General features: G+C 31.6%; 11 protein-coding genes and 1 other RNA gene. 2 read left to right on the plus strand and 10 right to left on the minus strand.

Annotation, left to right across the window (positions count from 1 at the left end; all coding sequences use genetic code 11):
• Nucleotides 1-7 precede the first annotated feature (7 nt).
• Nucleotides 8-586, minus strand: coding sequence for a thymidine kinase (locus RWL86_RS05240; protein WP_314077572.1), 579 nt, complete (start codon nucleotides 584-586; stop codon nucleotides 8-10).
• A 218-nt stretch (nucleotides 587-804) separates the two neighbouring features.
• Between RWL86_RS05240 and RWL86_RS05245 the strand changes: the two genes are divergently transcribed.
• Together RWL86_RS05245 and RWL86_RS05250 are read left to right on the plus strand one after the other, a co-directional pair.
• On the plus strand, nucleotides 805-2148 hold the full coding sequence (locus RWL86_RS05245; RefSeq protein WP_314077575.1) for a Mur ligase family protein: 1344 nt from the start codon (nucleotides 805-807) through the stop codon (nucleotides 2146-2148).
• Nucleotides 2145-2804 (plus strand): adenosylcobyric acid synthase, encoded by a 660-nt coding sequence (locus RWL86_RS05250; protein ID WP_314077577.1) that lies wholly within the window; start codon nucleotides 2145-2147, stop codon nucleotides 2802-2804. Before RWL86_RS05245 ends, RWL86_RS05250 begins: the two co-directional genes overlap by 4 nt.
• A gap of 379 nt (nucleotides 2805-3183) precedes the next feature.
• Here the strand turns inward: RWL86_RS05250 and ssrA are convergent.
• The 9 genes from ssrA to RWL86_RS05295 form a co-directional block, all read right to left on the minus strand.
• Nucleotides 3184-3551, minus strand: a transfer-messenger RNA (tmRNA) gene (gene ssrA, locus RWL86_RS05255).
• A gap of 136 nt (nucleotides 3552-3687) precedes the next feature.
• Nucleotides 3688-4413: a histidine phosphatase family protein gene (locus tag RWL86_RS05260; RefSeq protein WP_314077580.1), complete on the minus strand. Its 726-nt coding sequence runs from the start codon at nucleotides 4411-4413 to the stop codon at nucleotides 3688-3690.
• Between the two features lie 65 nt (nucleotides 4414-4478).
• Nucleotides 4479-6026, minus strand: coding sequence for a ribosomal protection-like ABC-F family protein (abc-f, locus tag RWL86_RS05265; RefSeq protein WP_314077582.1), 1548 nt, complete (start codon nucleotides 6024-6026; stop codon nucleotides 4479-4481).
• 161 nt (nucleotides 6027-6187) lie between these two features.
• Nucleotides 6188-8179: a transketolase gene (tkt, locus tag RWL86_RS05270; protein ID WP_314077584.1), complete on the minus strand. Its 1992-nt coding sequence runs from the start codon at nucleotides 8177-8179 to the stop codon at nucleotides 6188-6190.
• Between the two features lie 98 nt (nucleotides 8180-8277).
• Nucleotides 8278-9552 carry a class II D-tagatose-bisphosphate aldolase non-catalytic subunit gene (locus tag RWL86_RS05275; protein ID WP_314077587.1) on the minus strand — a complete coding sequence of 425 codons (1275 nt, stop codon included), beginning with the start codon at nucleotides 9550-9552 and terminating at the stop codon, nucleotides 8278-8280.
• 19 nt (nucleotides 9553-9571) lie between these two features.
• Nucleotides 9572-10621: a PTS fructose transporter subunit IIC gene (locus tag RWL86_RS05280; protein ID WP_314077589.1), complete on the minus strand. Its 1050-nt coding sequence runs from the start codon at nucleotides 10619-10621 to the stop codon at nucleotides 9572-9574.
• Between the two features lie 14 nt (nucleotides 10622-10635).
• Complete coding sequence (locus RWL86_RS05285) at nucleotides 10636-10950, minus strand: fructose PTS transporter subunit IIB (protein WP_314077592.1); 315 nt, start codon at nucleotides 10948-10950, stop codon at nucleotides 10636-10638.
• 20 nt (nucleotides 10951-10970) lie between these two features.
• A complete protein-coding gene (locus RWL86_RS05290) occupies nucleotides 10971-11429 on the minus strand; it encodes a fructose PTS transporter subunit IIA (protein WP_314077594.1) in 459 nt (152 codons plus the stop codon).
• Nucleotides 11416-13299 carry a PTS sugar transporter subunit IIA gene (locus RWL86_RS05295; protein WP_314077598.1) on the minus strand — a complete coding sequence of 628 codons (1884 nt, stop codon included), beginning with the start codon at nucleotides 13297-13299 and terminating at the stop codon, nucleotides 11416-11418. The genes RWL86_RS05290 and RWL86_RS05295 overlap by 14 nt, the downstream gene beginning before the upstream one ends.
• Between the last annotated feature and the right edge of the window lie 379 nt (nucleotides 13300-13678).

Below are 13678 nucleotides of genomic sequence, written 5' to 3' on the forward strand. Positions count from 1 at the left end.
TTCCTCCTTAATTTCTTTCTTTACCTGGATGCGAATAATGATAACGACAAACAGGATAATACGATTCATTTCCGCCGATTTGAATTTGTTCACCTGTATAAACAGGTTTTCCATCTACGACACGCATATTCATACTTGCCTTTTTATGGCAGTACCAGCAAATCGTTTTAATTTCCTCAATTTTATCAGCATATAATAATAAATACTTAGAACCTGTAAACAATTCATTTTGGAAATCATTTTTTAATCCAAATGCCATTACTGGAATATCCAAAATATCTACAATATGTGCTAAATCTAAAATATGTTCTCTACTTAAAAATTGAGATTCATCAATTAAAATACAAGCAGGTTTTACCTCTTGTTCTTTTACAATGGCAATAATATCTGTTTCATCATAAATCGGAATCGCTTGTCTTCGAATTCCAATACGACTAGAAACATATCCTACTTCATCACGATCATCGATTGCACTTGTAAATAATAATACAGATTTATTTTGTTCTTCATAATTATGAGCAACTTTTAAAATTTCAATCGACTTTCCACTATTCATTGCACCATATTTAAAAAATAATTGTGCCACAATTTTAACCTCCTGACACTTTTCATATACCCTTAACATCTTACGATAATATCGAAAGTTGTGCAACGAAAAACTATAAAAAATCACTATGAACTTTTTCATATAATTCCAAACAAATTCTTATTCATTTCTTAATTAGAAAACAGGCGAATTGTATTCCTTTTCAGTCATTTTATGCTACAATAAAAAAGAATATTTTTTGAAAGGATGCACACTCTGTGAATATACGTACCAAATTTGCCATTGAAGCGGGAAAATTAACTCGCTGGGCACTTCATACTTTTACAAATGGTGGAAGTAGTTTCCCGGGAAAAGTAGCTCACGCTATTGATCCACATATTTTAAAACATTTATCTGACCATTATGAAGTTATTATTGTTAGTGGAACAAATGGAAAGACTTTAACGACTTCTTTAATCGTTCAATTATTAAAGCAAAAATACCCAAATATTTTAACAAATCCAACTGGAGCCAATTTAACACAAGGAATTGTTTCTACATTTTTAAATCATACTCCTGTTAAAGGTGAAAAAAATATTGCTGTATTAGAAGTAGACGAAGCAACGATTAAACATATTACACCATTTATTCAACCTAAATTATTTGTTTTTACAAATATTTTCCGAGACCAAATGGATCGCTTCGGTGAAATTTATACAACTTACCAATATATGTTAGATGGTGCAAGTTTTGCTCCTGAAGCTACGATTTTATCAAATGGAGATGCGCCAATTTTCAATAGCGATACTCTTCCAAATCCAAGACTTTATTTTGGATTCAATCATGCAGAAGATGGTCACTATCAAGCTCATTACAATACGGATGGTATTTTATGTCCACATTGTCACTCTATTTTACAATATAACTTTATTACGTATAGTAATTTAGGAAAATATTACTGCCCTAACGGAGATTTCAAACGTCCTGAATTAGACTATGCAGTCACAGAATTAACAGAATTATCTCTAACAAAATCTTCTTTTAAAATTGATGGATTTGATTTTTCACTTCCAATCGGAGGACTTTATAATATTTATAATGCACTAAGTGCCTATGCTGCTGCTAGATTTTTCGGTTTAACTCCTGAAGAAATCCAAGTAGGATTTGGACAAGCACAAAGAGTCTTCGGACGTCAAGAAACCTTTACATTGGAAGACAAAGAAGTCATGATTAACTTAATTAAAAATCCAGTAGGATTTAACCAAATCGTCCAACTACTTGGCTATGAAAAAGAAGAATTTTCACTTGCTGTCTTATTAAATGATAATTATGCAGATGGACAAGATATTAGTTGGATTTGGGATGGTGAGTTTGAAGAACTTGCAAAACTTACTCCAAAACAAACATACATTGGCGGACTTCGAGTTGACGACTTAGAAACTCGAATGGAAGTTGCAGGATTTACAACTCTTACCAAAACAGAAAACAATGATGACTTAATTGAAAAATTAAAATCAGTACCAACGAAAAAAATTAATATTTTAGCAACGTATACGGCATTATTACAACTCCGTAAAGACTTAGCTAAACATGGTTACTTGAAAGAGGGAATGACTTCATGAAAATCAGAATTTGTCATTTATACGGAAATTTAATGAATACTTATGGAGATAATGGAAATCTACTGATGCTTCAACACCGAGCAAAAAAATTAGGCTATGAAGTCGAAACGACATTGATTAGTTTAGGGGATCCATTTAACCCTGAAGACTTTGACATCGTCATGTTCGGTGGTGGTCAAGACTATGAACAAACGATCGTGGCTAAAGACTTACAATCCAAAAAAGACGCCTTAATTCACTTCATCGAAGATGATGGAGTTGTATTAGGGATTTGCGGTGGCTTCCAATTATTAGGACGTTACTACATCAATGCAGCCGGTGAAAAATTAGATGGAATTGGCGCAATTGACTGCTATACAAATGGCCAATTTGACCACCGATTTATCGGAGATATTACAATTTACGATGAAGAAACAGGAGAAACATATGTTGGTTACGAAAACCACATCGGAAGAACCTATCTCTGTAAAGGTCTTAAACCATTAGGTACTGTCACTAGTGGAAATGGAAATAATGATGAGGACAAAACAGAAGGGGTACATTACAGAAATGTCTTCTGCTCTTACTTCCATGGACCACTGCTCGTTCGAAATCAACATCTCGCTGATCGTATGATTGAATTAGCCGCACAACGACAATTAAGTAAACAAAAATAAGTTTAAAAGCATAGAAATGTTCGAGATACATTTCTATGCTTCTTTTTGTTGTGATATAATAACTATAATAATATTAAGAATTGGAGTAGAGAAAATGAAACCGAAAAATAGATTTAGAGATATCGTGATACCTGCATTACTATTCTGTTTACTAATCTGCGCTTTTCTATTTGATGGACATTATACGGAGATTGCTCTTTATATTAGCATTATTTTAAATATCATCTACACTTACTTAATGTACTTTAAAAAGGATCGCAAAAAGTAAACACATATACACTTTACCTTTATAAGACTTCCAAAAAACATTAAATAATTCAAAAAACAAAGGCTTAGAAACATTGAAACATCAACATTTCTAAGCCTTATTCATCATAAAAAATGGAGCCGAGGGGAGTCGAACCCCTGTCCAAATATATCGACACAATCAAATCTACATTCATAGTTTATCGATTTAGAGTTTCGCTACTGATTAGCTGATAAACAAGCATCATCTTAAGCTAGCCTGATCATCTCTGTTTCACTTAGACAGACGGAAAAGTAAACCGTATCCCACTAATAATGAGACCTGGACCCGAGCACATGGGCGATGCCGGACAGATCTTAGCTTGCAGGTATTAAGCTGCGAAAGCTAAAGTGTTTGTTTGTTGTTTGTCAGTTATATTTAACTGTAACGTTTTTACGTAGCCGTAACCTACGAAATGCATTGAAAGCTCAACCTATACCTGTCGAATCCGTAACGACCCCGTATATTCCTTTATACTAACAAAAAATCAACCTTCACGCAAATGATAACTGCTAGTATCTATATGCTAAAGATTATGAAGTGACCCCAAAAAGTTAAACTTTTTGAGGTCACTTCAATATTATAAATCTTTCTTATTTATTTTTCAAATAATGTCATTGGTAATAATGAGAATTCACGCTCTACAGCTTCTTTTCTCAATGCAAAATGACTTGTTTGATTTAATGCTTTCAAATGATATTGTCCATTTGAATATTCCACAATGTTTAAAGATGAATTATCAATCATATCTGATAATTTAAAATCAGGAATTAATTCATGTAAAATATTACGAATCGTCATTCCATGGCTAACAATTAGAATATGTTGATTCGTATCACGATGTTTATCGATTACTTTAATCAACCCTTGTTCTACACGAGTCCAAAACTCCATAAAGTTTTCTCCAATATGGTCTGGATCCATTGCTTTAATTTGATTCATCTCTTCAATTACATTTCTACCATCGTTTTGATCAAAGGTACGTTGTAATGTTTTATACAAATTCGTCCAAACTTCTGTTGCATTTTTTCCTTCTAAACTTCCAAAACAAACTTCACGAAATTCTGGCATCATTTGTAAGCTTAATTGATCTCTTAAAGGATGATCTCTTAATACTAATTGAGCTGTTTCAATTGTTCTTCTTAAATCACTTGTATACACTGCGTGAAATGGAATATCTCTCATTCCTAATCCAGAACGGATGGCATCTAATCTACCTTCTTTTGTTAATGGTGTATCTGCCCAACCTTGAATTTTATTGTATCGATTAAAAACTGTCTCGCCATGTCTCATGAAATATAATGTAACGCCTTTATCTGCCATGATATTTCCTCCTCAAATCATTTGCTACTACCATTGTACTCAATTTTACTCAAAAAATCATATATTTAGGATGAAAGTTTTGAAAAATCCCAAATATCTGTTGCTAGACCTTCATAAAATTCCGGTTCGTGACAAACCATTAAAATACTACCTTTATATTCTTTTAAGGCACGTTTTAATTCGTCCTTAGCATCTACATCTAAGTGGTTCGTTGGTTCGTCTAACACTAATACATTCGATTCATCATTCATTAATTTACAGAAACGAACTTTTGCTTGTTCGCCTCCGCTTAGTACTTGAACTTGACTTTCAATATGTTTACTTGTTAATCCACAACGAGCTAATGCCGCACGAACTTCTGGTTGAGTCATCGATGGGAATGTATCCCAAATTTCTTCCAAGGCTGTTTTACGATTTCCTTGAGGAGTTTCTTGTTCAAAATATCCTAAATCAATATAGTCTCCACGAACAACTTTTCCTTCTAATGGCTTAATAATTCCTAATAAGCTCTTTAATAAAGTAGTTTTTCCGATACCATTTGCTCCGACAATCGCAATCTTTTGTCCACGTTCCATTTCTAAATTCAACGAACCCGTCAAAGCACGATCATATCCAATCACTAATCCTTCTGTTTGGAAAATATAACGACCTGGTGCACGAGAAGTTTTGAACTCAAATTTAGGTTTTGGTTTTTCACCCGCCAGCTCAATCACTTCCATTTTATCTAATTTCTTCTGACGTGACATTGCCATATTACGAGTAGCTACACGAGCTTTATTTCGATTTACAAAGTCTTTCAAATCTGCAATCTCTTTTTGTTGACGATTATAAGCCGCTTCTAATTGAGATTTCTTCATCGCATACACTTCTTGGAATTGATCATAATCTCCCACATAACGACTTAATTCTTGATTATCCATATGGTAAATTAAGTTGACAACACTATTTAAAAATGGAATATCATGGGAAATTAAAATAAACGCATTTTCATACTCTTGTAAATAACGTTTTAACCATTCAATATGTTCCACATCTAAGTAGTTCGTTGGTTCGTCTAATAATAAAATATCTGGTTTTTCTAATAATAATTTTGCAAGTAAAATTTTCGTACGTTGTCCACCACTTAATTCACTCACATCACTATCCATACCAAATGCTACAACGCCCAAAGCACGAGCCACTTCATCAATTTTTGCATCTAAAATATAAAAATCATGACTGTCTAAACGCTCTTGAATTTCCCCAACTTCTTCTAACATTGCATTCATAGAAGCTTCATCTGCATCGCCCATTGCCATATATAATTCATTTATACGAGCTTCTGCAACAAATAAATCATCAAATGCTTTACGTAATACTTCTCGAACGGTCATTCCTTTTTCTAAAACTGTATGTTGATCTAAATAACCAACTTTTACATTTTTAGACCATTCAATTTTCCCTTCATCTGGTTGAAGTTTCCCCGTTACAATATTCATAAAAGTGGACTTACCTTCACCATTCGCTCCGACTAATCCAATATGTTCCCCTTTTAATAAACGGAAACTGACATCATTAAAAATTGCACGTTCCCCAAATCCATGGGTTAATTTTTCTACATTTAAAATACTCATTGATTTTCTCCTTCAAATTTCTCTGGGTCATTGTATCATATTTATAAGAGGAATATCAAAGTATAGGTGGAAAATAAAAGAGCAAAAAAATAATAAGAGAGTAACACTCTCCTATTATTCTTTAAATATTACGGTTTAACTTCCGCTTCTATTCATAATTACTACATATGAATTGATTTATAAATTTTAATAGCATTATCTACCGAAAACCCATATTTTTCAAACAACAACTCTCCAGATCCTGATAATCCCCAAGTATCAATTGTCAATGTTTTGCCATTCATCCCAATATATTTGCCCCAACCAAAACTTGAAGCTGCCTCAATTACCATTCTCTTTTTTATAGCAGTAGGAAGTATTTTTTCTTTATAATCTACTGATTGTTCATCAAATATGTTTTGAGATGGCATAGAAACTACTCGTACATATATTTCTTCTTTTTCAAGTTCTTTTTGTACTTCCAGAGCTAATGCCACTTCTGAACCTGTGGCAATCATAATACCATCAATTTCTCCTTTAGCTTCTGAGATTATATACGCTCCTTTATTTATTCCATCTTCTGCAAACTCATTTGTCCCAAGTAATACAGGTAAATTTTGTCTCGTCAATACTAACATTGTAGGACGCTTTGTTTCATATAAGGCTCTTTTCCATGCCGCATTTGTTTCATTACCATCTGCAGGTCTTATCACATTTATATTCGGCATAGAACGAACGGAAGCTAATTGCTCAATCGGTTCATGAGTAGGTCCATCTTCTCCCACCGCAATAGAATCATGTGTCATAACATACACTACTGGTAATCCCTGCATTGCTGCCATTCTTATTGCAGGAAGTAAGTAATTCGAAAATACAAAGAATGTTCCACCATAAATTCGAGTTCCTCCATGGAGTGCAATTCCATTCATAATGGCTCCCATTGCAAACTCTCGTACACCAAACCAGATATTCCTTCCAATATAGTTATTAAATTCAAAGTCTGATTCAGTATCTATCATTGTTTTATTGGATGATGATAAATCAGCAGATCCTCCCCAAATTTCAGAAACTTGATTAGAAATTTGTTGGATAGCTTTTTGACTAGAAACTCTACTAGCCATTGATGTTCCTAATTTATGAGGTTCCAATTCAATTTTAATTTTTCTATTTTCAAAAGAAAGTATATATTCTTTTGCTAATTCTGGATATTTTTCCTGATATTCTTCAAACATTTTATTCCATAATAATTCTGCTTTTTCTCCACGTTTTTTTATACCTAACTCAAAACATTCTAACACTTCTTTAGGCACATCAAATTCAGAATAATTATAGTCATATACTTTTTTTATATGTTCAATCCCTTCTTTTCCTAAAGGAGCGCCGTGCACTGCAGATGTCCCCTCTTTTACTGCACCATAACCTATAATCGTTTTCACTTCAATAAGCGAAGGCTTGTTATCTTCTTTTTTAGCAAGGTTGATAGCTTTTTCTATTTCTTGCAAATCATTTCCATCTTCTACTAAAATGTATTGCCAACCACTAGCTTCAAATTTTGATTTTATATCATCTGTAAAAGTTTTCGAAGTAGGACCATCAAGAGATATATTATTCGAATCATATAAAAGAATTAATTTTCCTAATTTAAGATGTCCAGCTAAACTAATAGCCTCTTGCGCTACACCTTCCATTAAACATCCATCTCCATGAATCGCAAATGTATAATGATTTACAATTTCAAAATTATCTTTATTATATTTAGCCGCTAGATGTTTTTCTGCCATAGCCATTCCAACTGCATTTGCAATCCCTTGACCTAAAGGTCCGGTTGTTGCTTCAACACCATCTGTATGATTGACCTCTGGGTGCCCAGGAGTTTTTGAACCTAATTTACGAAAATTTTTTAAATCATCTATACTAACATCATATCCTGATAAATGTAACAGACTATAAAGAAGTGCAGAACCATGCCCTGCTGATAGAATAAATCTATCTCTATTAGTCCAATTACGACTTGTCTTAGGATTTACGTTTAGTATTTTATTCCATAGCACATACGCCATAGGTGCTGCACCAAGTGGAAGCCCAGGATGTCCTGAATTAGCTTTTTCTATTGATTCTGCTGAAAGAACTCTGAGTGTATTAACTGCTAAACTATCTTTTAAATCAAACCCCATTTAATATACCTTCTTTGCATTAAATTTAACTATTCTTCAAACAATAAAATATGTCATCATTTTCTTTGTAAAAAAATGTCCCTTAAAGGGACATTCTTTTACTTAATAATATTCTTGATTCTTGTTGTAACACCTTTTAAATTATAACATTCAGCATAATCACGAATTGGACGTTTAATATGATCAATCACATAACGTTTTCCATCAATATTGTGCTTATTTAGATTTGAATATAATTTTTCAATTTCCGATTTAACTTCAGAATCATTAAATGTATAATGTCCAGCAATATCTAAAATTTCTTGTTGTAACGATTTATCTCCATTAAGAATTTCTTGGACGGTAAGATTCACTTGTTCTCCAACCATCCATTTTCTCCAACGTTCACTTTCAATTGCTTTGACTAATAAAACTTCTGCAATTTTAGAAGGTTCCTTTACTAATCCATACTCTACTAGTTTTTGTTCCACTTTGGCTAAGTTCAAGTACGCACGAGTTTCTTCTGTTCCATATTGTGGTGCAACATTAGTTGCTGTAATAGATGAAGGAATATGCTCTAATAAGGTTACATCATCTAAATAATCCCCATTATGTTCTTTTAAACCAACTCCATATTTTTTAGCCATTTGAGCTAAATCATATGCATTTTTAAAATTAAAATGTCCTACTTGTTCCGTTTTACGAGTTAATGTTCCTGTTTGACCAACAATAAAAGTAGGCATTGGCAATCCTTTGTCTTCTAATTCCACTTTTAATCTATTAATAAATGTTTCATATGTTTCAGTTGAAGTTAATCCCCCATTAGTTTCCTCTGTACCAACTTCATATCCAATAACCGGAAGATTACGAGACTTACGTTCTTTTTCGCAAAACTCAATTAACTCAACTGTTCTTTCTATAACAGTATCTAAAGGAATAACTTTACCAATTTCAAAAGGATCTTTCGTAGGATCAATCATTAATAAATCAAAACCTGCTTCAATATCTCCAATATATGATTGTTTACCCAAATTCATGGCTTCTTCCGTTGGTAAATGGTCATTTCTTTCTTTATCTCTTTGCCAAGGTCCTCCATGATCTCGACATAAATAATACATATTATCATAACCAATTTCATCCGCTACTTCTTTCACAGCTTGAGCAAAAGTAAATTGATTCCAACCATTTACATATCCTCCGCCTAATTCATCTAAATCTACCTGATTTCTACTAGCAATAAACATTACTGGATAATCATCTTCTTTAGATAATTCTAGCGTTGCTTGAACACAATTTTTAGACATTGGTCCAATTCCTAATAACGTTGCTGATTCCCCTGTTTTTTGTAATTCTAACAATCCATTTACAACATTTTTAATTGAAAGTTTACTCATAATTATTACCTCTTCTCTTTTATTTCATTAATTCTTCTTCAGATAAATTTGGTTTTGTAAAATGTAGAATAGCTACTGAAACCAAAGTACCAATTAACATTGCAACAACATACCATAATTTCCCATTTACTACCGGAAGAATAATTAAACCACCGTGTGGAACTAAAGCTTCAACATTATTTATCATCCCTAGTGCTCCACCGACAGCGCTACCAATAATAATTGCCGGTAATACACGCTTCATATCTTTAACGGCAAACGGAATTGCTCCTTCAGTAATTCCTATTAAACCCATAAACAAAGCTGACATCCCTAAATCTTTATCTTCTTTTGCATATTTTTTTCTATCAATAATAGTTGAAATCGCCATAGCAAGTGGTGGAATAGCAACTGCAATACGATGAGCTCCATTTGGTGAATAAATTCCTTCAGCCATTAAAGCTAAAGTAAAAGCTGTTGCAGTCTTATTAATAGGACCACCCATATCAATTGCAGTCATAGCACCAATAATTAACCCTAAAAGAATTGTTGAACCACCTTGCATAGTACTTAATGTATTAACTAGCCAATTCATTGCAGCACCAATTGGAACTGAAATAACATAAATATAAAACATCCCTAACGTAAATACTGATAAAATCGGAATAATGATAATAGGCATTAAAGTTCTAATAGTATTATTAACTTTCCAAGTTTTACACCATTTTACAAAATAACCTGCTAAAACTCCTAAAAGCATTGCACCTAGGAACCCTGTCTTTACTTTTGCCTCACCTATTGGATTATTAGCTATATAACCTAAAACCATACCAGGAGCTAACCCTGGTTTTCCTGCAATAGAATATGCAATATATCCTGCCAAAATAGGAATCATAACTGAAAATGCTCCAACACCAATATCAAGCATATTTTTCATAAATTGATTAGTAGTTTCCATCCCTCCATCTCCTGGCTTACCTGTTGCAAGAGATAAAGCAATAAACACCCCGCCTGCAACAACTGCAGGTAACATATAAGAAACACCTGTATTAAAAGCTTTTTGTAATTCCTTCATAACTTTATAATCCATGATAAATCCCTCCATTAAATAGATTCAATCTGATCAATCATTGCTCCTGGATTTCTAATCGCCTCTCCTGGTTCAATATATAATACTTTCCCAGCACTTTCCTTTTCTTCAAATCGATCTTGACCTTCAATTTCTACAGCAATTGCTAAGATAACAACATCAGCATCATCAATAACATCTTGCTCTAGCTCATTTTCAATTCCCATTCCACCTTGTGTTTCTACATGTACTTCATAACCACGTTTTAAACACTCTTTTTCAATCGCTTCTTGAGCCATATACGTATGTGCAATCCCTGTAGGACAAGCAGTTACTGCTACAATTTTCATAATTATTCCTCCTTTTGTTCTTATATTTCTATTGAATTTAACAGCTCATATATTTGTTCTACATCAGAAAAAGTCTTTAACTTCTCTCTAAAATCCTCATCTAATAATTTTTTACTAACCTCAGAAATAAATTTTAAATGTAATTTTTCATTTCCTTTATCCGGTACTCCTATTTGGAAAATTAACTGTACATCGTCCTCATAACCTTCAGTCCATTTAAATTTATTTTGAGTTCTTAAAAAAGCAATAAAGGGTTGTAAAACAGTATTTGATTTTCCATGTGGAATTGCAATATCATATCCAATTGCAGTTGGTACTTCATATTCCCTTTTCATAACTGCTTTATAAAATGTATTTTCATCATCAATATAATGATTCACTTTTAATTTATTTGCTAAAAATTTAATGATTTTTTCTTTATCAACCTGAAGTTCATCTAAAAAGATCAAATTTCTATTTATAATTTTATTTTCTTCCATAAAGTATATCCTCAACCTCCTTACTCGTTTTTACTTGTCTCAATTGTGTTAATATTTGTTCATCACTAATAAGATTATATATATTAGAAATAATTTGTTTTGTTAAATGAATATCCTCTTGAGCAATCCCTATCATAAATACTAAATTTATCTTATAATCTTTCCAATGAATCTTCTTATCTAGCTTTACGATAGTAATAAAACTCTTTCTCACATCCTTCGTTTTTCCATGGGGAACAGCTACACCTATCGGCAAATCAGTTCCCCCTAAAATTTCACGTTCTGATAAACTAGTGAGAAAAAAATCATTTACATAACCTTTTTCAATCAACTTTTTCCCTGTCATTTGAAATAGATTCTCCCGATTATTCATCGTCTCGTTAACAAATATCAAATCTTGTTTAATATACTCTTTTAAACAAGAAAAATTAGCATTCTTCTTATTTAATGATTTATTTTTATTAAACAAAACTTTTAGATCTTTATCACTTATTAACGGTGAAACAAAGTATAAATTCTTAAGTTTTTTTTGTATCTTTACCGTGCTTATTATCAAATCATAAGAATTTAAATCGAGTTCAAAAGCTTCAGATATTGAAGCTATCTCAATCCTATCGAAAGATGGTGATACTGTTTTAATTTTGTTTATTAAAAGTTCAGAAGTTACAATACCTGTTGGACATATGACGAGAATTTTTCTTCCCTTCTTTAATTTTTCAATAGATAGTTGGAAATATAAAGTTAAAAATGCATTTTCATCTTCATTTATTTTACTTATATTTTGAGGTAATATTTCTTCTAAAATTAGCCATAGAATATTATATGTGATTGAATATTCTAATTTAATTTGTTCAGAAAAAGGATTTTTAACTACAGTTTGATATTTTAACCTTGAAAGCATAGCAGGTATATGTTGCTGTAATTGTTCTAACAATACATCATCTCTAAAAAAGTCAATATTCATAGCTCTAGAAACTTGTTTTACTAAATAATTAATAAAATTGTTATCTACTTTTTCTTGAGGTAATTCTTCAAATTTGTAATTTAGCAAAAGTAGTGATAAATATTGAACATCTTCATTAGTATATTTAAAATTCAATCGTAATGATGCTTTATGCAATATTTTTACAGCACTATCTATATAGAAAGAGTGTTGAAAATAATCCACTGAATTTTCAAGCAAATTAATATGTCTGTCATTTTTTAATTGGTACACCAATACGATTAAATATCTAAGAAAATATTCTATATACGCATCAGAAATAGCGTTTACATTTTTCTTTATAAAGCTATACAGTATACTATTACAAACAAATACAACATCCCTTGAATAATATTCTGCTAATGAAATCAACTTATTATTGTCATCTAAACTTCTATCTTCGACTTCAGATATGATAAATGAATTAAAATTAACCATAACTTTAATCATTTCCTCCGTACTACATTTATCTAGTCGAGTACCCAAGTGATTACTTACCAAATTGACATTAGTATCTCTAAATAAAATATTTGAAATAACTCGTATATCATTTTGAATTGATGTCGTACTTGTAAAATACTCCTCTGCCAATCCAAGGAAAGTTATACTTTGTTGATCAAAAATAATTTTTTTCATAATTTCAATTCGGCGATTTTTAATATTATCAATTTCAAAATCAGATATATCATAGTCTTGGTTTAGTTCTTTTAATCTTATCCCTAAACCTCTTTTTCTTTCTATTTTAAAACCTTCATTCTCTATAATTTTCAATTCCGTATGAAGCGTTCTCTCTGATACTCCTAAACAATTAGCAACTCGTGCTACAGTCTGATAAGTTTCTAAATTAGTTAGTATTTCAACTAATTTCAGCTGTCTCTTAGTTAACATCAGTACACCTCTTTTTCATAAACTCAATAGCTATATCATTTATATTTAAATTATATTCCAGGATTTTTTCCGTGTAAATGACAAAAAATTGCAGAAACTTTCTGCAATATAATGTATTCTTTGTTTATTAAATAATATATTACTTTAATAATAAAGAAATTTAAAAGAGTGTTTTTACAAAAATACCTCCACACAGATTTCTATATATAATTTATATTATTAGTTTATATCCATTTAAATAATCCTTTTCCATTCCAACGAGAAAAAGCCTTACAGATTTTTCCGTTAAGGCTTTGTTGTTTCTTTTATAAATATTTTTAATCATGTTAGGGTATCATACATTTGTGACAAAAAGAGTACAAAAAAGAGAACCAATGTT

Origin of the sequence: uncultured Granulicatella sp., from assembly GCF_963515095.1 — a bacterium.
Classification (GTDB): Bacteria; Bacillota; Bacilli; order Lactobacillales; family Aerococcaceae; genus Granulicatella.

Coding starts and splice junctions, on each gene's coding strand:
- RWL86_RS05250 (WP_314077577.1), top strand. CDS start 2,145: ATGAAAATCAGAATTTGTCATTTATACGGAAATTTAATGAATACTTAT.
- RWL86_RS05260 (WP_314077580.1), bottom strand. CDS start 4,413: ATGGCAGATAAAGGCGTTACATTATATTTCATGAGACATGGCGAGACA.
- abc-f (WP_314077582.1), bottom strand. CDS start 6,026: ATGAGTATTTTAAATGTAGAAAAATTAACCCATGGATTTGGGGAACGT.
- tkt (WP_314077584.1), bottom strand. CDS start 8,179: ATGGGGTTTGATTTAAAAGATAGTTTAGCAGTTAATACACTCAGAGTT.
- RWL86_RS05275 (WP_314077587.1), bottom strand. CDS start 9,552: ATGAGTAAACTTTCAATTAAAAATGTTGTAAATGGATTGTTAGAATTA.
- RWL86_RS05280 (WP_314077589.1), bottom strand. CDS start 10,621: ATGGATTATAAAGTTATGAAGGAATTACAAAAAGCTTTTAATACAGGT.
- RWL86_RS05285 (WP_314077592.1), bottom strand. CDS start 10,950: ATGAAAATTGTAGCAGTAACTGCTTGTCCTACAGGGATTGCACATACG.
- RWL86_RS05290 (WP_314077594.1), bottom strand. CDS start 11,429: ATGGAAGAAAATAAAATTATAAATAGAAATTTGATCTTTTTAGATGAA.
- RWL86_RS05295 (WP_314077598.1), bottom strand. CDS start 13,299: ATGTTAACTAAGAGACAGCTGAAATTAGTTGAAATACTAACTAATTTA.